Annotated in this window: 19 protein-coding genes and 1 other RNA gene; 15 read left to right on the forward strand and 5 right to left on the reverse strand. The window is 42.2% G+C overall.

Annotation, left to right across the window (positions count from 1 at the left end; genetic code table 11):
• Positions 1-17: 17 nt before the first annotated feature.
• Positions 18-1019, reverse strand: coding sequence for an adenosine kinase (locus BVC89_RS09440; protein ID WP_086930957.1), 1002 nt, complete (start codon positions 1017-1019; stop codon positions 18-20).
• A 324-nt stretch (positions 1020-1343) separates the two neighbouring features.
• Here BVC89_RS09440 and BVC89_RS09445 point away from each other — a divergent pair, with 324 nt between their 5' ends.
• Entirely contained in the window at positions 1344-3671 is a 2328-nt protein-coding gene (locus tag BVC89_RS09445; RefSeq protein ID WP_086930958.1) for a DUF1631 family protein, read from the forward strand.
• On the forward strand, positions 3655-4002 hold the full coding sequence (locus BVC89_RS09450) for a PilZ domain-containing protein (protein WP_086930959.1): 348 nt from the start codon (positions 3655-3657) through the stop codon (positions 4000-4002). The genes BVC89_RS09445 and BVC89_RS09450 overlap by 17 nt, the downstream gene beginning before the upstream one ends.
• Positions 4003-4111: 109 nt before the next feature.
• Here BVC89_RS09450 and hemL read toward each other — a convergent pair whose 3' ends face one another.
• From hemL to BVC89_RS09470, 4 genes are all read right to left on the reverse strand, one after another.
• Entirely contained in the window at positions 4112-5398 is a 1287-nt protein-coding gene (hemL, locus tag BVC89_RS09455) for a glutamate-1-semialdehyde 2,1-aminomutase (protein ID WP_086930960.1), read from the reverse strand.
• Positions 5399-5420: 22 nt separating this feature from the next.
• Positions 5421-6263: a bifunctional hydroxymethylpyrimidine kinase/phosphomethylpyrimidine kinase gene (gene thiD / locus BVC89_RS09460; protein WP_086930961.1), complete on the reverse strand. Its 843-nt coding sequence runs from the start codon at positions 6261-6263 to the stop codon at positions 5421-5423.
• A gap of 226 nt (positions 6264-6489) precedes the next feature.
• Entirely contained in the window at positions 6490-6915 is a 426-nt protein-coding gene (hemJ, locus tag BVC89_RS09465) for a protoporphyrinogen oxidase HemJ (protein WP_086930962.1), read from the reverse strand.
• Positions 6902-8695 (reverse strand): chloride channel protein, encoded by a 1794-nt coding sequence (locus tag BVC89_RS09470; RefSeq protein ID WP_086930963.1) that lies wholly within the window; start codon positions 8693-8695, stop codon positions 6902-6904. The genes hemJ and BVC89_RS09470 overlap by 14 nt, the downstream gene beginning before the upstream one ends.
• 250 nt (positions 8696-8945) lie before the next feature.
• On the opposite strand from BVC89_RS09470, the gene argC reads away from it, so the two are divergent.
• The 13 genes from argC to mraY all read left to right on the forward strand — a co-directional run bounded on the left by argC (position 8946) and on the right by mraY (position 21693).
• Complete coding sequence (gene argC, locus BVC89_RS09475; protein ID WP_086930964.1) at positions 8946-9989, forward strand: N-acetyl-gamma-glutamyl-phosphate reductase; 1044 nt, start codon at positions 8946-8948, stop codon at positions 9987-9989.
• Positions 9990-10106: 117 nt separating this feature from the next.
• A complete protein-coding gene (locus tag BVC89_RS09480; RefSeq protein WP_086930965.1) occupies positions 10107-10850 on the forward strand; it encodes a DUF6776 family protein in 744 nt (247 codons plus the stop codon).
• Positions 10851-11294, forward strand: a complete 444-nt coding sequence (locus tag BVC89_RS09485; protein WP_086930966.1) for a bactofilin family protein — start codon at positions 10851-10853, stop codon at positions 11292-11294.
• A gap of 130 nt (positions 11295-11424) precedes the next feature.
• Positions 11425-11778, forward strand: coding sequence for an iron-sulfur cluster insertion protein ErpA (gene erpA, locus BVC89_RS09490; protein WP_086930967.1), 354 nt, complete (start codon positions 11425-11427; stop codon positions 11776-11778).
• 24 nt (positions 11779-11802) lie between these two features.
• Positions 11803-12459 carry a DsrE family protein gene (locus BVC89_RS09495; RefSeq protein WP_086930968.1) on the forward strand — a complete coding sequence of 219 codons (657 nt, stop codon included), beginning with the start codon at positions 11803-11805 and terminating at the stop codon, positions 12457-12459.
• A gap of 43 nt (positions 12460-12502) precedes the next feature.
• Positions 12503-12853: RNase P RNA component class A (gene rnpB, locus BVC89_RS09500), an RNA gene on the forward strand.
• A gap of 1380 nt (positions 12854-14233) precedes the next feature.
• Positions 14234-14677: a division/cell wall cluster transcriptional repressor MraZ gene (mraZ, locus tag BVC89_RS09505; protein WP_086930969.1), complete on the forward strand. Its 444-nt coding sequence runs from the start codon at positions 14234-14236 to the stop codon at positions 14675-14677.
• Positions 14678-14687: 10 nt separating this feature from the next.
• Entirely contained in the window at positions 14688-15617 is a 930-nt protein-coding gene (rsmH, locus tag BVC89_RS09510; protein WP_086930970.1) for a 16S rRNA (cytosine(1402)-N(4))-methyltransferase RsmH, read from the forward strand.
• A gap of 47 nt (positions 15618-15664) precedes the next feature.
• Positions 15665-15967, forward strand: a complete 303-nt coding sequence (gene ftsL, locus BVC89_RS09515; protein WP_245929363.1) for a cell division protein FtsL — start codon at positions 15665-15667, stop codon at positions 15965-15967.
• Positions 15964-17685 carry a peptidoglycan D,D-transpeptidase FtsI family protein gene (locus BVC89_RS09520; RefSeq protein WP_086930972.1) on the forward strand — a complete coding sequence of 574 codons (1722 nt, stop codon included), beginning with the start codon at positions 15964-15966 and terminating at the stop codon, positions 17683-17685. Before ftsL ends, BVC89_RS09520 begins: the two co-directional genes overlap by 4 nt.
• The gene (locus BVC89_RS09525) at positions 17682-19208 is read left to right on the forward strand and encodes a UDP-N-acetylmuramoyl-L-alanyl-D-glutamate--2,6-diaminopimelate ligase (RefSeq protein ID WP_086930973.1); all 1527 of its coding nucleotides are present in this window, start codon (positions 17682-17684) and stop codon (positions 19206-19208) included. Before BVC89_RS09520 ends, BVC89_RS09525 begins: the two co-directional genes overlap by 4 nt.
• Entirely contained in the window at positions 19205-20611 is a 1407-nt protein-coding gene (locus BVC89_RS09530) for a UDP-N-acetylmuramoyl-tripeptide--D-alanyl-D-alanine ligase (protein WP_086930974.1), read from the forward strand. The genes BVC89_RS09525 and BVC89_RS09530 overlap by 4 nt, the downstream gene beginning before the upstream one ends.
• Positions 20611-21693: a phospho-N-acetylmuramoyl-pentapeptide-transferase gene (gene mraY / locus BVC89_RS09535; protein ID WP_086930975.1), complete on the forward strand. Its 1083-nt coding sequence runs from the start codon at positions 20611-20613 to the stop codon at positions 21691-21693. The genes BVC89_RS09530 and mraY overlap by 1 nt, the downstream gene beginning before the upstream one ends.
• Positions 21694-21746: the final 53 nt, after the last annotated feature.

Genomic DNA, 21746 nt, shown 5'->3' on the forward strand with positions numbered 1-21746 from the left:
TCTTGCGGTTTTCTGATTTAAAACCCTTCCATCTCTGATAAAACTTCTGCGTGCTGCTCTTTTCTCAAACGTGGTCCATATTGAGATACGATAACAGAAGCTGCTTTACTCGCTAAATTGCCTGCTTGTTGATAAGTTTTTCCTTGGCTCAAAGCATACAAAAATGCACCTGCATACATGTCACCAGCACCATTGGTATCGATGGCTTTGACCACACAGGGAGCAATATCTATACGCTGTTCACCATCGAATAAGCACGAACCCTCTGCACCCATAGTAATGGCAAAAGTTTTAGCATACTTCTTCAAGCCCTCAAAGGCATCGTCAAAGCTATCGGCTTGGGTAAAATTGATCGCCTCATCTTTATTGCAAAAAAGGATATCAACGCCGCTGCCTATCATTTCCTTCAAACCGTCATGAAAGTGATTGACTATCGCCGGATCAGATAAACTTATAGAAGTCTTGATATTGTTTGCGTCGGCTAATTCTTTCAACTTTATAGCCGCTGGGCGACCGGTGGGAGAGGTTACCTGATAACCTTCAATATAGACATACTTAGACTGTTTCAGCGCGTCTTCATCGATATCAATCACAGATACTGTTTCACTGATACCCAGGTAAGTGTTCATGGTTCTTTCCGCGTCGGAGGTAATCATCACCAGACACTTGCCCGTAACTCCCGGCGAAGAACCATTGTTTGCGTGGTATGTGACATTTGCTTTTTCAAGATCTGACAAGTACAACAAGCCATTTTCATCATTGGCAACTTTACAGCTATAAAAGGTACGTGAGCCAAAGCTGCTTGCTGCAATGATAGTATTGGCACCTGATCCGCCGCTTGCTTTTTTTGATGCAACAAGATGATCTTTTAAATGGTTCATTAACTCTTTTTGTCGTGTATCATCGACTAAGGTCATTAGTCCTTTTTCGATATTGAATTGTTGCAGATCAGCATCGGTGACTTCTATTTCTGTGTCAAGCAACGCTGCACCAATTCCGTAGATATCGTATGTGTTCATAGTATTAAGTTGTTTTCCGTTTCCGACTGTGGGTTTAAGCAAATATTATCTATGTATAAGATATAGGTATTTTTTTTGCTAACTTATGCTAAAAGTAGTAAACATAATTAAAGATAAAGGGATTAACAGGCGGATTGTACCCACTTTTATGTATTTGAGACTATATTAGATAGAAAAGTCCGTGTTTGAACGGAATAAATTCATTTTTCTGTCGGTTTTTTTTACATTTGTGGAAATTCTAAGTTGTCTAGCTCCTTTTATTGGCACATTTTTATTTGTGTATTTAGGTGCAACTTAGCTGTTCTTAGGAATTGATTTAGCATTATGTCAAAACTAATAAAAAATGAAGAAAAAGAAACTGATGGTTACGCACCAGTACTTTTGCCACTGTCAAATTCTGCCATTATTGCGCATTTAAAAACGTGCCAACAAATAGCTGCTGATAGTGCTCAGGCAGCGTTTTCAAAGTATATTGATTCGCTGGATGACGCTTTATTGGAAGAAATACGCGAGGCTAAATCTAACCAAGATGCTGTTGAGCTGATGGAAGTACAGCGGATGCTGCGTTCCAAACGGGACGATATCGAACGTTACTACTGTGGCTATTTATCAGAAGGTTTTGTTAAATTTAAAAAACAAGAGCTCAACACCTCGGTCGGTGGAGATGAAGAGGCTGCACTGGGTGACAAGCTGTCACTTTTAGAAAATGAAGACCTGGAAGAAGCTATTGCTATTACTTCTTTAACACAAAGGGCTGATGCCTACTTTGCCGAACCTTTGTGGGCGCTTAACCAACGTTTTGCTGTGCTCAATGACGGTGATCATGTTACTGAGTCTTCTAATCCCGCATCTCCAATCCAACTCTGTGAATCCCTGCGTAAAGCCCTTAAACTGGTGTGCCTCGATGGCAAAGCTAAGACGCTGGCCTATAAAGTCTATGATAAGCAGCTATTGGGCTTAACCCGTCAAATTTTAGAGGACATTAACCAGTACTTAAAAACGCAAGGTATATTGCCTCATTTGCGCTATACCATCCCTACAGGTAATGCCCCAGCATCGTACTTATCTGAGGAAGAAGAAGAGAACTACCAGCAAGAAGAAGAACCTCAAAATCAATATGAGGATACAGCCGCAGGCTTTTCTACTAATCCCAGTGGCCCAAGCCCGAGCGGTGAAGGCTTGTCTGAAGGTGAGTATCAAGATGAATTACTACAGGCTATTCGCAATTTACAGAATCAATTATTAGTGTCTGAGCCGGTACCAGTAAATTACGCACCTGCTCCCGCGGCTGCAACCGTCACTGAAGCTGATCTTATCGAGGCTCTACAAATTATTCAGCAACAGTCTCAGGTGACGCCTAACTTGGTTCCAAGTAGTCAGATCGCAGCCCCTGTTGATGTGTCGGATATGATGGCACAACTTAAGGAAATCATTAAAAAGGATGATGAAGATAACGATGTAGAAAAAGCAGATATGCAGACAATAGACCTTGTGGGAATGTTGTTTGAATATATGTTAAATGATGAGAATCTCCCCGACTGTGTCAAAGCTCTTTTGAGTTACCTACATACGCCCTTTTTAAAGATTGCATTTATAGACCCTGGTTTTTTTGAGAAAACCGATCACCCAGCGCGTCTTCTGCTCAATAGCTTGGCTGAGGCTGGGGCTCACTGGGTAGGCAATGACGGTACTCAACAGTACGAAATTTATGAAAAAATTAAAAACACTGTGGATCGCATTCTCAAAGAGTTCGACAACGATGTAAAAATCATTACCACCTTACTTCTTGAATTTAATAGCTACACCAAGAATATTATTCGCCGACAAGATCTCATGGAGAAGAGGGCGACGGAAAAAGCTCAGGGTGAGGAAAAACTGCGGGAAGTAAAATTACGTGTTAATGATGAAATCCGCAAACGTACCCATAATCGTGAATTGCCATCGGCGCTGTTGTTATTCTTATTGCAGCCTTGGTCTGATTACTTAAGTTTTGCCTTACTGCGTTATGGTGATCATTCTGAAAAATGGATAAAAGCACTTGGCTTGGTAGACGATGTTTTATGGAGTATTCGTCCGAAGACAAAAGACGAAGATAAAGCTAAGCAAATAGCTATGCATGAAGATATCACTGCAAGTATGAAAGCAGGTTTTGATACTATTGGTTTTGATCAAGCGAAGGGCAAAAAACTTATTGATGCGATTCTTTCGCTAATGAACCTAGCGATGCAAAGCAAGAAAGCTGAGCCCGCTCCTGCACCTATGCGTCATAAACTTGAGCAGATCGCGGCGGAAAAAGCAGGCACCAGAAAATCAGAAGAAGATGTGGCAACGCCAGAAGAAGCACAAGTTGTCGAGAAATTAAAAGTTATTGAGTTTGGAACATGGTTCGAATTTGAAGGTGGTCGACGACTTAAGATTGCCTGGTATAACGCCCGAACATCTCACTATATGCTAGTGGATCAGATGGGTAAGCGTGTGGATATGATGTCCGGTTTAGATATGGCTCGACAAATGATTGCCGGTACCGCAAAAATTATATCTGGTAGTTCGAAACCATTCTTTGAGCGTGCACTAGAGAATATTTTCCAGAAGTTAAACGAGAAGGCTGAAGCGAATAAAAACTCAGGAGATGAGAATGTTACCGAGCAATGATGGCGATAAGCGTAACAAGCAGCGGAAATCGGTTGATCAACATATTAAAGTCACAAACACTTTGCAAAAAGTCGAGATAGGTAGCATCGTTAATTTGCATGAAGAAGGGTTTATGCTCATTGGCGATGGCCAAATTCGGGAAAATTGTCTTTATCAGCTGAGCTTCAATTTTAGCGATGCGGTAGATGGATGCGATAGTCTTTGTCTGGGTGCAGAATGTCTTTGGATTAAAGAGACTGACAGTGGTACACAATACTGGTCAGGGTTTCAGATTATTGATTTGTCAGAAAAAGATAAAACAACTATATCTAAATTAATTGGAGCACAGTAGGTAACCAATCCAGAATAGCTTTAATCTAAGAGATTTTATTCGTTTGATTTCTTTGAAATTCACTTGGGCCTTGTGCTCGCCCCAAGTGAATTTTGACTTTAGGGCACTTCTAATCTTTTAAACCGCTAAATACCTTTTTCGCTGCTGCGATAGTATTTTCAATATCTTCACTAGTATGGGCTGCGGACATAAAGCCTGCTTCGTATGAAGCCGGAGCTAAATATACCCCTTCTTCTAACATACCATGGAAAAATTGATTAAATCTTTGTGTGTTACATGCCATAACTTGTTGGTAATTACTAATGGCTTTTTCTTCCGTGAAAAATCCTCCCCACATTGACCCTACATGGTTGGTAGTAAATGGAATACCTTCTTCTACGGCTGCTTGTTCAAGCCCTTGGCATAGTTGCGTTGTTTTGTTGAATATAGGTTCGTAAAAACCATTTTCTGCGATGAGTTCGATAGTTGCCAAGCCCGCAGTCATTGCTACAGGGTTGCCCGATAGAGTGCCTGCCTGATACACCGGACCTACTGGGGCAATAAAATCCATAATATCCTTGCGACCGCCAAATGCACCTACGGGCATACCACCGCCGATAACTTTTCCCAATGTCGTTAAATCTGGTGTAATACCATAATAGCCCTGTGCTCCGCTAATGCCGAGTCTAAAGCCTGTCATCACTTCATCAAAAATAAGCACGGTGCCACTGTCATCACATACGCGTCTTAAGGTTTGTAGAAATTCCGCGCTAGGTGGGATGCAATTCATGTTGCCTGCGACCGGTTCAACAATGATACAGGCGATACTGTCGCCTTTTTCTTTAAATAATGTTTCTAATTGCTCGCAGTCGTTATACGTCAATGTGAGCGTATGTTGGGCCAAACACTCAGGTACGCCCGGTGAGCTTGGAACCCCCAGCGTTAGCGCGCCGCTACCGGCTTTGATAAGTAAAGAGTCTGAATGTCCATGGTAGCAGCCTTCAAATTTGACAATATTATCGCGCCCTGTAAAACCCCGGGCTAATCTTATTGCGCTCATGGTGGCTTCGGTACCTGAACTGACAAATCGAATTTTATCCATGCCGGGAAGAATCTTACAGATAGCTTCGGCCAATTCTGTTTCCACCTGAGTGGGTGCTCCGAAACTCAAGCCGCTATCAATTTTTTCTTTTACTGCCCCCAGCACTTGCGGATGAGCGTGGCCTAGAATCATTGGCCCCCATGACAGAACATAATCGATATAACGTTTATCCTCGCTATCAAATAAATAAGCGCCGCTTGCCTTATTGATAAAAAGTGGTTCTCCGCCTACCGCTTTAAATGCCCTTACTGGAGAATTAACGCCTCCGGGGATAACCGCTTGGGCACGAGAAAATTGTTCAGAGTTTGAAGTCATGTAAATATCACAAAAATTAGAGTTAGTGGGTTCGCGTTCCCGGCAGAATATCTTCAGTGGTTTCTATATTTTGATCTGCCCAGAAAAGTCGGTGAGGGGTGCTCCTGCCGAAACCTATGTCTCTGGCTGCTCGCATCGATTGCCAGGTATAATTTTGTGCCTGCTCGATGGTTTGTAGTTCATTAAAACCGTGAGCCAAATAAGCTGCCATACTCATCGCTAAGGTACTTGCGGAGCCATGAGATATGGGCTGCTCCTGTTGCCACTGGTAGTTTTTAATTAAACCTTTGGCGTTATATGCACTGTTTTGAAAGGCTTGTGTTTGCTTACCGGTGCCGGTAATAAAAGCCGTTTGGCAGCCACTGGCAATAACGGCGTGGGCGGTGGTATCGACAGTATCTTGTTCGCCAGATATTGCTCTTGCTTCAAATAGAGAGAAGTTTGCGATGGCAGATGCCGGCAAGATTAAATCGGTGTATGCATCCACAAGTTGGTGATGATCACTGTTTTCATCGTCTAGTAAGCTTAACGCCGGATGAGAGACAACAGGTATGGTGTTGTAGTCTTGTAGAATAGAGTGGATAGCTTCTGCAATGGCGCGAGAACCCAAAAACCCGATTTTTATCGCGCTAACATTCATTTGTGCAAGAACAGAACGGGCTTGTTCGATAATGATAGTTGGATCAACCGAGACGGTCTCCGTTTCAGGAATAGAACCCTCGGCACACAGAGCCGTGATAATTGGCGTACAGTGGCATCCCAAACTTGCTGCTGTCTCTATATCTGCTTGAATACCGCCGGAGCCCGAGGGATCTAAAACGGAAAATGCAAGAACAATTGGCGGTCCGGAACTAGCGTGTGTCATAGCAATATCTTTCAGAAATTTATACTGTGTCTACTGGCGTTTCATCAGACTTTAGTGAGTCTATCATAATGATGGTGCGGTATCTCGATGCCTAGCACAAAAATATTGTGTTCAATTTTTATATTACATCAGCTTAAACTCAGTGAGCGACATGTTGCTTAAAAGCTGCTTAGGACATAATGCCGCAGTTATGCATGCGCGATTAAATTTGCGCATAGCGCCTTGATTAAAAGTTGGGCTTAACAACCACTAAAATGACTACTGCGATTAAAATGAGCACAGGAAATTCATTAAACCATCGAAAATACACGTGGCCATGAGGGTTTTCATCGCGTGCGAATTTTTTGACCATTGCACCACACATATGGTGGTAGCCGATTAATATAAATATCAAACTTAACTTTATCCAAAACCAAATACTTGCGGCATAGTAAGCACCGTTGTAGCTTGCTAGCCAAGCTCCTAGAACGATAGTAGCGACCATAGAAGGCGTACCTATACCACGATATAATTTGCGCTCCATAACTTTGAATCGCTCTTTACTTATCTCGTCTTCTGCCATCGCATGATAAACAAATAGCCTTGGCAAATAGAACAGCATTGCGAACCAACATACAACAGCGACAATATGGAAAGCTTTAATCCACAGCATTTTGAAACTCCACAGGCTTGTAATAATTTTCAATTGAGGAAAGTGTCAATATGCCCTTCACTTCCTCAGAATAATAGGTTTGCTGGCCTGACACATAAAGAACTTCTGTGCTGTGCGCATTAAAACCTTGCATTGCTTCGTATAATGACGCTGATTCATGAATCGCGCCAATCAAATAATTACGACTGGGGATTTCGTCTAGATCAATAATATTTTTGGCGTCATTTTCATTTCCTGATTCCTCATCCTCGCAGCTTTCAAGATGATTGGCCAAATCTGCTGCATGCATGGCGTGGCAATAGCGCCCGTCTTGATCGCTAACAATTAGCCACATGGGGCGGCTGTGTAAAATGGCCTTTGCTTGTGAACAGCTGAGTTTCTGACTGGTCACTTTAAACCGAGTATCCATGACACTGCGCACACCCGCACGTCTTAACGCTTGTTTTGCTGGCCCAAAATCTATAGTTTTATTGCTGTGGCGAAGTTGCTCATGAAAAATGCCCTTAATTTTGAATAGGCGACGAGTCGACACACAGGCGATAACAATAACCAACATCGATGGGAAAATAATGTTGGGATTGTAGGTTAGCTCCAATACTGTCACTAAAGCGGCAAGAGGTGCATTAAAGGCCGCGGCCATCATTCCGGACATACCAATCATGACATAGAAACTTGGGTTGACACCGAGCTCGGGGAAAAGCTCGGCAATAATATGCCCAAGTGCCGCACCTATACAGGCACCTGCGACCAACATCGGCCCAATTAACCCACCTGGCAATCCCAAGCCCACAACAATTGGTGTTAAAAATAATTTTGCTAAGCCGATAACTATTAAACTTGTTAACAATATTTGGTCATTGACTACGGCGTTGACGGTATCGTAACCCTGTCCCATCACTTCGGGGATAAATATCACGGTTAAAGAAGTTAATACTCCTGCAATCGTTAATCTTATTACCAGGGGTATTGAGGCGAGCTTTAAAGCAAATAAATTGAGCTTAATGTAAGCCCCTGCACATAGAGAAATAACAATTCCTATGGCCACCATAAAAGGGACTTCGTACAAGCTTGCGATATTGGTATCCCCCACCAGAATAAATACACTGTCGCCAAACACCAACTTACTCAGGGCTGTACCAGTGACGGAGGCCAAAATAACAGGCACGAAGCCGACGACTGTATATTCTATGGTGAGAACTTCCATGGCAAAGATAACTCCAGCCATTGGAGTATCAAAAGAAGCAGCTATGGCTGCCGCTGCACCACAGCCGACCAAGGTATTAATGCTGTTGTTGGGCAATTTTAACCATTGCCCAAATTGACTAGCGGCGCAGGCACCTAAATGAACCGCCGGTCCTTCTCTCCCTACTGACTGGCCACTCACCATGCAGATTAGCGCGCCAAAAAATTGTACGCAGCAATTTTTAAATGGTAGCTTCGACTGATGGTTGTGAATACGGTCGATAACATGACTAACGCCTATCTCTCGATATTTAGCTTTGACCGATAACATAAGAATCATAAGAATGACGATCCCTGTAGCTATCATGACTATTCGAAGATGCAGGCTTAAGCCTTCGAAGTTATCTGCTCCTTGGGGTAATAGCGCGAATAAAGAGAACTCAATGATGAGTCGAAAGCTAACAATAATGATTCCTGTGAATAGGCCGATAATAAAACCAAGTAAGGTAAGTTGTGGTAAGGCGTCGATGTAGGACAAGGAATGCCGGAATTCATGTAGCTTTTGAATAACTAGATTTTTCAGTAAAGATATATTCATATAGTTTATAGGTCATTCCTGTGGCTTGGGCCTGTTGACGTTAGGCGGAAATACGCTACCGGCTCCTGGCAAACAGGAGTGGTTGAATGAATGTGAACCAGCCCTTAAAGCAGAACAAATGCCTTACAGCTACCTCTAACTTACCTAAATCCATTGAATAGAGGGGCTCTTACAGTATTTTTTTCTACTAAAGCACTTTATTATACCCTCCCGCGAGATTAAGGTTTTGTATTTTTAGAGGTAAGTTTGAGTGATAAAAGTTGGCATTGTCGGCGGTACGGGATACACCGGAGTAGAGTTATTGAGGCTTTTAGCCACCCATCCTGAGGCAAGTGTAGAGGTGATAACGTCTCGAGCCGAAGCTGGAAAGCCTGTAGCAGAGTTGTTTCCAAGTTTACGAGGTCATTATGAGCTGTGTTTTTCACAAATAGACGAACACGCGTTGCTCAACTGTGATGTAGTGTTCTTCGCTACCCCTCATGGCGTCGCCCAAAGCATGATGAACCCACTTATATCCTCCGGTGCGCGGGTGATCGATTTGTCTGCTGATTTTCGTCTGCGAGATATTGCGGTATGGGAAAAGTGGTATGGACAACAACATGCTTGCCCTGAATTAGTGGCGAAAGCCGTATATGGTTTGCCGGAAGTGAATCGCGAGCGCATTCGCAGAGCCCAACTGGTAGCATGCCCTGGGTGCTATCCGACCTCAGTGCAACTTGGCTTTTTACCTCTTCTGGAGAATGATCTAATCGACCCTAGCTCTCTGATTGCCAATTCATCCTCAGGTATTAGTGGTGCCGGCAGGCAGGGTAAAATTGACTTGCTATTGGCCGAAGCAGGAGAATCCTATAAAGCCTATGGTGTGGCTGGTCATCGTCATCTGCCGGAGATTGAACAGGGGTTGCGCAGTATGCAACCTGATGATGTGCAAGCGGCGCAATTAACATTTGTACCTCATTTACTGCCCACTATTAGAGGCATTCACTCCACCTTATATGCGACTCTGAAAGGGGGATCGTCGGAAGATCTTCAGGCCTTGTACGAAGAGCGTTATGCCAATGAGGCTTTTGTGGATGTTTTACCAAGCGGTGTTTTCCCTCAGACGAAAACGGTTAAAACCACCAATATGTGTCGCATTTCTGTTCTTGAGCCACAGGGCCGTGGGACAGTTGTCATTATGTCGGTAATTGATAACTTAACCAAAGGCGCATCTGGCCAAGGTATTCAGAACATGAATATCATGTTTGGCTTAGACGAGACCACAGGTTTAGTTAGCCCAGCCATCCTTCCGTAAGTCGGCGAGCTTTGATAATGGTTTTGGGGAAATGACGAGGTGCATCAGATAGTGGGTTTTATAAAATACCTGCTAATCAGTGCACCTCTGGATGGAAACTCCTTAGGTATATGATATATGGCAATTGTAAAAGGCACTAAACAACATCCGGTGCGGATTGTAGAGCACCGTCCTGCTAAGCGCGCCATAATATGGCTGGTTCTGCTGGGGTTAGCAGCAGCGGCTTCTGCCTCTAGCTACTTTTATGGCCACTGGGAAGGCATGGCTCAGCAAAAGTCTGCGCTGGCAAAAGCGTCGCGCTTAGAAGTAGAGCTTAAGGATGCGCATCTGCTTGTGAAGGATCTTGAGCAAAGAGTCGCCAATGTTAACCTTGGCGCAGAGGTGGATCGAAAAGCAAGTGAAGAAGTCCGGCAAGAAGTGATTGCCTTGAAAGAGCAGATATCTCAGTTGCAAGAAGAGAATAGCTTTTATCGTGGCTTGATGGCTCCGACGAAAGATAAGAAAGGTTTGACCTTCGGTGCTGTGGAGCTAAGCAGTGTTGAAAAGCCGCGAACCTATCATTATAAAGTGGTGGTGCAGCAGTTAGCGTCGAATCATCGTCTACTTAAGGGTACACTACAATATAAAGTGGTAGGGCGTTCACTTGGAAGCGATGTTTCCTATCGTCTTGATCAGCTGTCTGATCAAATAAAAACAGAATCTATTAGACTCAGATTTAAATACTTTCAAACCATTGAGGGCGAATTACAGTTACCTGAGGATTTTGAACCCAAGGGTATTGAGCTTGTGGCTCAAACCACTGGTAAAAACTCCGTTACTGTAGAAAAACGCTTTGGGTGGCTCGTTGAGGAGACTCTATAAATGTTCGGTAGTAAAAAAAATAATCAATTTCCAAGTGGTGGTCACACATTATTCGATCGAGCGGTGGAAATTCGTGGTGATGTTATTTTTGGTGGAACCTTGGATGTTGAAGGTAAAGTTATTGGCGATATTGTTGCAGTAGAGGGCGCAGATGCTGTTATCCGAGTGCGTGATAAAGGTGCCGTTGAGGGGGAAATCAAGGCACCTCAGGTTGTGATCAATGGCCGCGTCACTGGCGACGTCTACGCCACCAAACATCTTGAATTGGCCGCTAATGCGGTTGTACATGGTAATGTCCATTACAGTGTCATCGAAATGGTCAAAGGTGCAGAAGTTAACGGTAACTTGATCCATATCTCAGAAAATACTCAGAAAAAGTCCAAAGTAGAAGCGCTAAATGCCGACATTAAAGTCTCTAATCGTGCAAGTGAGGGAAGCAAGTAGAGGTTTCTATCGAATACAGTGATCATAAGATTAGACTTATGTGGACTGTTTGCTCGGATAATACTTGACTGATTTAGTCGGTTAACTGGATAATTTGTCTCCCAAAGATCTAATATGACTGTAGAGAGCTATGAGTTCGCCGCAAACATTTGTTCCAGAACCGATCCGTATTACAGATAATGCTTTGTCAAAAGTGAAATCTCTTATCGATGAAGAAGGTAATGAAGACCTTAAATTTCGAGTATTTGTGACTGGAGGGGGATGCTCCGGCTTTCAATATGGATTTGCATTTGATGAAGCCTTCGCTGATGATGATGCTCAGATTGAGCGTGACGGTATCACAGTAATCATTGATGCAATGAGTTACCCTTATCTTGTTGGTGCCGAATTGGACTATGAAGAAGGTCTACAAGGGGCCAGATTTAAAGTTGAGAACCCTAATGCAAGTTCTACTTGTGGTTGTGGTTCATCCTTTTCGATTTGAGAAAATAGGCAGTAGAGAAAAACTTTGTCGAGTGCATTGCGAAAAAATATTGTAGCTATATCTGGTGCTATTACTTTAATGGCCACATGCTCTGTGGTTTGTAATAGTGAGCCTGCTGACCAGAAGATGGTCAATGCTGCTGTGCAGCCTCGAAAAGTTGTGCCTGCTGAAGATGTAGTAGCAAAAAATATGTCAATTAAGGCACACGAAATGGAAAAGATGGAGGTACAGCCTATGCCCGCTAAGGCTATGCCTTCCAAAGTTATGCCTTATGACGGTGTGTTTAGCCCCAACCCCGATATGTCTCCGGTAGAAAACCCCAATGGCTATTTGGCAAGAATCATGCTCGATTCACCGGAAGAAGTAGAAAAGGCCTTACTTAGAGCTGAAGAGTTGTATAAAAAAGGCGCAGTCTCTGGTGCAGATAATCCACTTGCATTCGTGCTTCACGGCCCTGAAGTGCAAATTTTCTTCAAAGATAACTACGAGCAATACAAGTCTATTGTTGATTTGGCGGCGCGACTATCCGCATTTAAAGTGGTTGATGTCAAAGTATGCAGTAACCGCCTCGACCGGCTTGGCGAAACAGAAGCAGTTTTGCCAGCTTTTGTCGAGACTGTCCCCTTCGGCCCACAAGAGGTCGAACGTCTCATTGTTAAAGAAAAATACGTTTATTTTTAAATAACACTTGTCTGTTAGCACTCCAATTGTTATCTTCCGCGCCGGAGTTGGCTCGGCAATCGCGCTAAAATTCTTAACTGATATTTTTGCGAGGAAAGTCCGGGCTCCATAGGGCAGAACGCCAGGTAACGCCTGGGAGGTGTGAACCTACGGAAAGTGCAGCAGAAAGTAAACCGCCTGCTTGCAGGTAAGGGTGAAATGGTGCGGTAAGAGCGCACCGCACAACTGGCAACAGTTTGTGGCGATGGTAAACCCCGTTCGGAGCAAGACCAAATAGGAATCCATTGGCGTGGCCCGCGCTGGATTCGGGTAGGTCGCTTGAGGTTAGTGGTGACACTAATCCCAGATGAATGATTGTCCTCGACAGAACCCGGCTTACAGGCCAACTCCTTCTTTCTCTTGTTTATTTTAAAACCTATCCCCATTTCCTCTTTTATTTACGTTTTTGCGGTCGCCTATTTATTGATAAGTTAAGCGTGCTGCATTGGTAAGACCGCATCTTGTGGAAATAACTTCTCATCGTAGACCTCAGTTAAACTGTATCGAACTTTATTATTTGTAATTTTTAATATCAGAACCGCTTTTAATATAGAGCAGGGTCAGTAATTCTAAACATATTTGTCTGTATATAAAAAATAAAGTGAAACTCTAAACTTTTTATATTTTAAAAATATGGAAAATATAAAAATCTCAAATAAATTATTTTTTGATCTTTTCTGATTGATTCGCAATATAGTGAAAGATGTAAAAATTTTACGTACTTCGGATTTGAATTCGCGTGATATAAAAATGAAAATGTTTAAAATTTTACACCTATTTATTTTTACTCTTGCAATAAATACTTAGGCTACTGAATGAATAGGGATATTTCGCAGATATTGGCTCAGAGTTTTTCTACGAACTTTCTAGGAGGTTGTTACCTGTAGTATAGGGCTAAACTGAAAATTTCCAAGGTTTACTCCATGAGGAAATGCCTGTTCAGTACAAATGTTAAATAAAAAAGAGTTCGTATTAGTGAAAACCCGTTCTCCAATTTAATACAGTGGGTAGTGACTAAAATTATGATCTTTACTTGCTGTTTTTCTCTTATTTTATTCTATGTTAGTGGCAAGGAATATTCTTCAATACTTTATTTAAGCATTGAAACACTCATACTTTATTCAGTCTTTCTTCTTAATAAATAAAAGCTTGTCAATGGAAACGTACCAAGGCTCAAAGAAAATATAAGAAGTTAATATTTTCTCTATGGCGCAGAACTCTCTTGTTTTGGAAAAAACTAAAGGGTAAAAATACACCTTTAGTTTTTATACTCGTAGTCTCTATCGTTTTATAGATGGCTATTAAATTGATACTTGCCACGGCTTATCAATTTATGTATTTAACCCTAAAAAAAGTGTATTTGATAAAAAAACTAAAGAAATTATTCTGGTTTTTTGTATGTAGATAGAGATGCCACCTCGGTTTTGATTCGCATATCATTCCATATGCGTATATGCTCTACCGAATAGCCTTTTTTAATGAAAAAAATCTTGAATTTAAAGTAAATTCTTGATTAGTGCTTTACCTTATTGTATTTGCTCACTTTTTCCCCATTCCAATTCCTCACTGAATCATTATTAATCAGTAAAAGCCCCGAAAACAGCCTGGTTTAGGTTTTTTTTTGGTTTTCATTTCCTTGACTTTGTTATTTAGTGAAATATAGTGTTCAATAGTGGTGTAAAGTGGATATTAGTGGAAGTAAGTGGCTTAAATAATCAAATAGGTGATAAAAAGGGTGTATCAGGGCAGCCATTCTATAAATATGGACGCCAAGGGGCGAATAGGGGTGCCGGCAAAGTATCGGGATCTTCTATCGTCAACATGTGGTGGTCGTATTGTAATGACAGCTCATACCCAGGATAAGTGTGTCTTGGTATATCCAGAAACCGAATGGCAGAATATCCTTCCTAAGATAGAAGCCCTCCCTACCTTTAATAAAGCGGCCTTACGTGCGCAGCGCCTGTTAATTGGCTATGCCTGTACTTTGGAGCTTGATGGAAATGGTCGTGTATTAGTACCGCCTACATTACGAGATTTCGCTAAATTAGAGAAAAAATTGATGCTCGTTGGGCTCGGAAAAAAATTCGAGCTTTGGAGCGAAGAATCCTGGTTGTCATGTGTTGCCGAGGGTGACGATGAAGATGAACTGCCAGAAGAAATGATGTCCCTCTCTTTATAAAAGAATCGATATGACAAATGGAACACATTATTCGGTTCTTTTAAAAGAATCGGTAGACGCATTAGTAAAAAATAAAGATGGCGCGTATATCGACGGAACCTTTGGTCGAGGTGGTCATAGCAGAGCAATTTTGGCATCTCTTGGCTCGCAGGGAAGGCTGATTGGTTTTGATAAAGATCCTGAAGCGGTAGCTGTTGGGCATGAGTTAGCAAAGAATGACCAAAGATTTTCCATTGTGCACAGCTCCTTTACACAATTGAAAGAAGCGTTATCGAAATGTCATGTAAGTCAGCCGTTGGATGGCATCGTATTAGATTTGGGGGTGTCGTCTCCCCAGCTAGACAATCCCGAAAGGGGGTTTAGTTTTCTAAATGACGGCCCACTTGATATGCGTATGGACAATACCAAGGGGCAAACGGCTGCGCAGTGGTTAGCTGTCGCAGAAGAAAAAGACATTGCTTTTGTGCTTAAAGAATATGGCGAGGAGCGTTTCGGTAAGCGTATGGCCAGAGCCATAGTCGAAATGCGACAGCAGACAGAAATTAACAGCACTTTGCAGTTGGCGAAAATTATTGCAGACGCCAACCCCAAATGGGAAAAGGGGAAAAATCCTGCAACAAGAGCTTTTCAGGCGATTCGTATATTTATTAATCGCGAATTGGAAGATTTAGAAAATACGCTGAGTGACGCTTTAGATGTGTTAGCCAGCGGCGGTCGCTTGGTAGTGATTAGTTTTCACTCGCTTGAAGACAGAATGGTAAAGCGTTTTTTTAAGGAAAAGTCACGTGGCAAAGAAGTGCCAATTAGTGTGCCTATTACGGACAATATGCTGAATAAAGAATTAAAAATTATTCAAAAACCATTGAAAGCAGGAGATGAGGAACTACAAGAAAATATTCGTTCGCGCAGCGCCATCATGAGAGTAGCTGAAAAGCTTTGATGGAATTGTTGAGTGTTGGTAGAACATGTTTGTGCAAATAAATGGTTATGCAAATAAATAAACATAAATATTCAGGTAAGTTAGCACTTCCAATCTTGGCGATTATGCTGTGGTTATTCAGCGTGGGTTCAGCCATGGGAGTTGTATATTCAACTTACGAATCTCGTAAAGCTACTCAAAAGTTAGAAGAGTTAAGGCGAGAGGCAAGTGGTTTAAGAGTGATGTCAGGTAAATTCTTATTGGAAAAAAGTTCGTGGGCAGCGTATTCACGCGTTGAAAAAATAGCTTTCGATGAACTCAATATGTTTGTACCTGAAAATGAAAAAACAATCTTGGTATATAAAAAGTGAACTTGGTTAAACAAATATCAAAGTGGCGCTTTGTTACTGTCGTTGTTTTACTGGCGGTAATGCCTTGCGCGCTTGCTTGGCATTTGGCGCACTTACAGGTTATACCTGGTAAGGAAAAAGGTTTTCGCTTTTTGCAAAGTGCAGGAGAAGCACGCACCTTAAGAACACAAAAAATTAGCGCTTATCGCGGCGTTATTACTGATCGACATGGTGAATTACTAGCTGTCAGCACTCCAGTGACATCAATTTTTGCCAATCCGCAAAAAGTTAAAAATATTCAAGTGGACGCTATTGCAAAAGCGCTCAATATTGATGCAAAAGAATTAAAAAAGCGTTTGTCTCGTTATAAGAATAAACAATTTATGTATCTTGTGCGCCATTTACCACCCCATGAAGCTGACGAGATATTAAAGCATAAGTTTGCGGGCATCTATGCAGAAGAAGAGTTCCGACGTTATTACCCAGCAGGAGAAGTGGCTGCTCACGTTGTCGGCTTTACAGGTCTGGATGATAAGGGACAAGAAGGTGTCGAGCTAGGTTTTGATTCATGGCTTGCCGGTGAGCAAGGTACAAAACGAGTAATAAAAGATCTTAAAGGCAATGTTGTTAAGGATTTAGGGCTTGTGCGTTCACCTAAGGCGGGCAGTGATCTGGCTTTAACCATAGATTTGCGTTTGCAATACCTGGCCTATAAAGAATTAAAAAGTGCGATTGCGCAACAAGGTGCTAAATCGGGTTCTTTGGTGATGATGGATGCCGCTTCGGGTGAAATCTTGGCCATGGTTAATCAACCATCATACAACCCAAACAATCGCGAGAATGTAAAAGCATATCAGTTGCGCAACCGCGCGATGACCGATGTATTTGAACCGGGTTCCACCATGAAGCCTTTTACTATTATGGCGGCGTTGGAAACGGGTAAATACACTCCAGACTTTAAAATAGATACAAACCCCGGGCATATTTTTGTCGGCGGTAAAATGATCCCAGACCCGGTTAACTATGGCATCGTTGACTTAACTAAGATTATCGTCAAATCCAGCCAAGTAGGTATCAGCAAGCTAGCTTTAGAAATGCAACCTGAAACCATTCGCGACATGTATTTTCGCTCAGGTTTAGGGCAAAGTTCAGGAGCAGGTTTCCCTGGTGAAAGTATAGGCTTTTTACCTAATCGTAGTAAGTGGCACCCTATCGAACAAGCTACTTTTGCTTATGGCTACGGCTTAAGTGTTAATGCGGTTCAACTCGCTCAAGCGTATTCTGTGATCGCTTCTGGGGGGAACTTTCATTCTGCTGGTTTGGTGAAAAACCAAGAAACTATGCAAGGCCAAAGAGTTGTCTCAAAAGAAATCACTCAGACAATTACTGAAATGCTGAAGCAAGTGCCCAAGAAAGGCGGAACGGCTACTCGGGCGCAAATTGCATCTTATCCTGTTGCAGGCAAAACAGGAACCGCTCATAAAGTGGGTGGCGCAGGCTATGCGGATGATAAATATATCGCACTTTTTGCAGGCTTTGCTCCTGCCGATGCACCGGAAATTGTGGCTGTAGTCATCATCAATGAACCGCCATCTGAGGGTAATTATTCTGGTGGTAAATCAGCCGCTCCTGTATTCGCCAGTGCGGTTGAAAAAGCATTGAAAATAATGCGTGTGCCGCCTGTGGCTCATGAAAATACACACGTTGCCAGTTTATTAAAAAGGAATTTAACACCGTGAATATATTAGATTACAGTCCGATGCCAAAAACGTTGGTCAGCATAATACCTAAGGGCTTTCACGGCGAAGTTTCCGAGCAGCTGTTAATTAGTGATGTGCAAGCGGATAGTCGCGACGTAACTCCTGGATCACTATTTATTGCTTTATGTGGCTTAGATGGTGATGGTGAAAAATATATTTCTAATGCTGTTGAAAACGGTGCTGTTGCGATTCTGGTTGAAGAAGATCACCTTTGTTCGGTATTGAATGTAGAAGTACCGGTGGTGGGAATTAAAAACCTAAAAGAAAATATTCCAAGTATCACTGAAAAATTTTACAACTCACCCGTTGATGATTTATCTGTTTTTGGCGTTACTGGCACTAATGGAAAAAGCACTATTACCTCGTTAATTGCACAGCTGCATGCTTTGCTGGGTATCAAGGCTGGTGTGTTGGGTACACTGGGCTATGGCATGGTTAACGACGAATACATTGATACCGGCATGACAACGCCAGACCTCGTTAAGTGTCAACGTATTTTTGCCGAGATCGTCGCTTGCAAAGGCAAAGTAATTGCAATGGAAGTTTCTTCCCATGGTATCCACCAACGAAGAGTAGAAAATATAAACTTTGATATTGCTGTTTTATCTAATATCACCCACGATCATTTAGATTATCACGGCACTTTCGAGAACTATGCCAATGTAAAAAGATCCTTTTTGCTGTCGGACAATTGTAAGTCCTGTGTTGTTAATGCCGATGATGAAGACTGCCGTAAAGTCATTCCTGAGCTTCAAGACTTAGATAAAAACTATGTAACTTTTGGGATTGATGCCGAAGATGCGATGGTAAAAGCGGAGATAAAAAAGTACTCCCCATCGAGTATTGATGCGCAAATACTGTCTCCTTGGGGTAAGGCAGATATTTGTTGTCCTTTGGTAGGTAAGTTTAATTTAAGTAACCTATTAGCGGCAATAGCATCTTTATGTTCAAGTGGCGTTAAGTTTAACAAAGTAATACGTGCTATTAATAAGCTAAAACCTGTTGAAGGTCGTTTACAGAAAGTAGATAGCCCGGCAGAGGGTTTACCCAGTGTATTTGTTGACTATGCCCATACACCGGATGCTCTAAAACAAGCACTTATGGCACTGAGAAATCATGTGTCTGGTAATCTCTGGGTCGTCTTCGGCTGCGGCGGTGACAGAGATCCTAGCAAACGCGCCATTATGGGGGAGATTGCTGCAACCTTTGCCGATAGTGTGGTGATTACCTCTGATAACCCACGCACCGAAGATCCCAAAGCGATTATTAAAGATATTGTGCAGGGAGTGGCAAGTGATACGGCTTATGAAGTTATTGCTGAGCGAGAATTAGCTATTTCTTTGGCAATTGGTAATTGCTCGGCTAATGATTGTGTACTTATTGCTGGTAAAGGCCACGAAAATTATCAACTTATAGGCCATACAAAAGTACCGTTTTATGACTACCACATAGCCGAAGTTGCTCTTCGTCAGCGTGCTCAATCAACCAAGGTGATGCCATGAAGTTATCCACTTTAGTTGAGCATAAAATTGGCAGCTTGATTGGCCCAGACTGTGAGTTTGATTCAGTTTGCACCGACACGCGTACAATTAAAAAAGGACAATTGTTTGTTGCTTTGCGTGGCGAGCATTTCGATGGCCACGATATGATCGATGTGGCTATGGAAAAGGGGGCATCTGGTGTTGTCGTGGAAAGCGATAGTGATGAGAGAAACACCAAAGCAAAAAACATAGAGCATAAAGCCCCCGCGTTATTAGTTAAGGATAGTACTCTAGCTCTGGGGAAAATTTCACAGATATACCGCGACCACTTTAGTGGGCGTGTGGTGGCGCTTACTGGCAGCTGTGGTAAAACAACTGTGAAGGGAATGTTAAAAAATATATGTGAAAAAGCCGGCAGTTGCATCGCGACAGATGGTAATTTCAATAATCACATTGGTGTTCCTCTAACCTTATTGCGCCTTAAGTCACAAGCCGATTATGCCGTAATTGAGGCAGGGACCAGTGGCAAGAAAGAGATTCAATATTTAACTGACTTAATCAAGCCAGATATAGCATTAATTACTAATGTAAAAGCTTCTCACCTCGAAGGGCTTGGTTCTGAAGCTGCTATTGCTGAAGAAAAGTCCGATATTTATTGCCACGAGTCTACTAACACAGTGATTGTTAACTTAGATGATAAATATCGAGACAAAATGCTTGAGAAGGCAGGTGAGCGCGACATTATCGGTTTTACTTTACAGCCAGAAGCGTCAGTGAGTCCTACATTAAAAGCAAAAATGCAGTTGGTATGTCTACAGGAATATCAGTCAAATAATATCGGACTTATACATTTTAAAGTGAAACTTTTTGATAAAAGCTTCGATATTAATATGAAAGTGTTAGGTAAGCATAATATAGCGAATGCTCTTGCAGCGATTGCTTGTGCAGGCGCTTTAAATATAAGCGCGGAAGATATTAAAGCTGGTTTAGAAAACTTTTCCGGTACACCTGGTCGAATGCAATATGTCGCAGGTATTAACAATGCGATGCTTGTCAATGATGCTTATAACGCTAATCCAGGCTCGATGAATGCCGCCATCGATTTTTTATCCCAGCATAAACACAGTGTTTTAATCTGTGGTGATATGGGTGAACTGGGGCATGAGGAAGATTTGTTGCATCAAGAGGTGGGTATTTATGCAAAAACACAGGGTATAGAAAAGTTATTTGCCGTTGGTGATAAGGCCAGATACATCGCCGATGCTTTCGGTGAAAGCGCAAAATGGTTTGCTGAGAAAGACGATTTAATTGCGGAAGTAAAACCGCTATTGGATGAAGAAACGGTTGTTTTGATTAAAGGGTCACGCAGCACAAAGATGGAAACGGTAGTACAAGCACTCTCTAGTGCAGGAGAAAAAAACTAATGTTGTTGTGGCTTGCTGATTATTTACAACAGTTTGTCGGTGCCTTCGGCGTATTTAAATACCTCACATTTCGTGGGATTTTGGGTATTTTAACGGCGCTAGGAATTTCCATGTTAATGGGGCCTTGGGTTATTAAAAAACTAAATCATCTGCAAATAGGACAATCTATTCGTGACGATGGCCCTGAAAGTCACTTAAGTAAATCCGGCACCCCGACAATGGGTGGAACTTTAATTTTGTTTGCCATCTTATTCTCCAGTTTACTTTGGTCTGACTTAAGTAATCGATATGTGTTAGTGGTAATGTTTGTCACCTTTTCGTTTGGTCTTATTGGTTGGGTAGATGACTATCGCAAAGTTGTTGAGAAAAATTCCAAAGGTCTGCCTGCCAAGTGGAAGTACTTTTGGCAATCAGCACTGAGTATTACCGTTGCTATTATTTTATTTTATGGCGCAACGATTCCCGAAGAGACAGCATTGATTGTCCCGTTTTTTAAAGACGTAGCACTTGATCTCGGCATTGCTTACATCGTATTAACGTATTTTATGATCACCGGTTTCAGTAACGCGGTAAACCTGACAGATGGCCTTGACGGTCTTGCCATTATGCCGACGGTGATGGTGGGTTCAGCGCTGGGTATTATTGCTTACTTGGTAGGTAATTTTAATTTTGCTAATTATCTGCATATTCCTTTTATCCCAGGTGCCGGTGAGTTGGTTATTTATTGTGGTGCTTTATCAGGTGCAGGTTTAGGTTTCCTTTGGTTTAACACTTACCCGGCGCAGGTTTTTATGGGGGATGTTGGTGCTTTAGCTTTAGGCGCTGCTCTTGGAGTTATTGCCGTGATCGTAAGACACGAAATAGTTTTTATCATTATGTCAGGCATTTTTGTTATGGAAACTGTTTCTGTGATCCTGCAAGTAGCATCGTTTAAATTAACGGGAAGACGTATTTTTAGGATGGCGCCTTTGCACCATCATTTTGAGCTAAAAGGCTGGCCTGAACCACGTGTGATTGTTCGCTTCTGGATTATCACGGTAATGTTGGTGTTGTTTGGATTAGCTACCTTAAAGCTAAGGTAAATAGCTGGTTGAAAAAGCCAGGGCGTATTTTTAAAAAAATATTAACTAAGAGA

The organism is Agarilytica rhodophyticola (genome assembly GCF_002157225.2).
GTDB lineage: Bacteria > Pseudomonadota > Gammaproteobacteria > Pseudomonadales > Cellvibrionaceae > Agarilytica > Agarilytica rhodophyticola.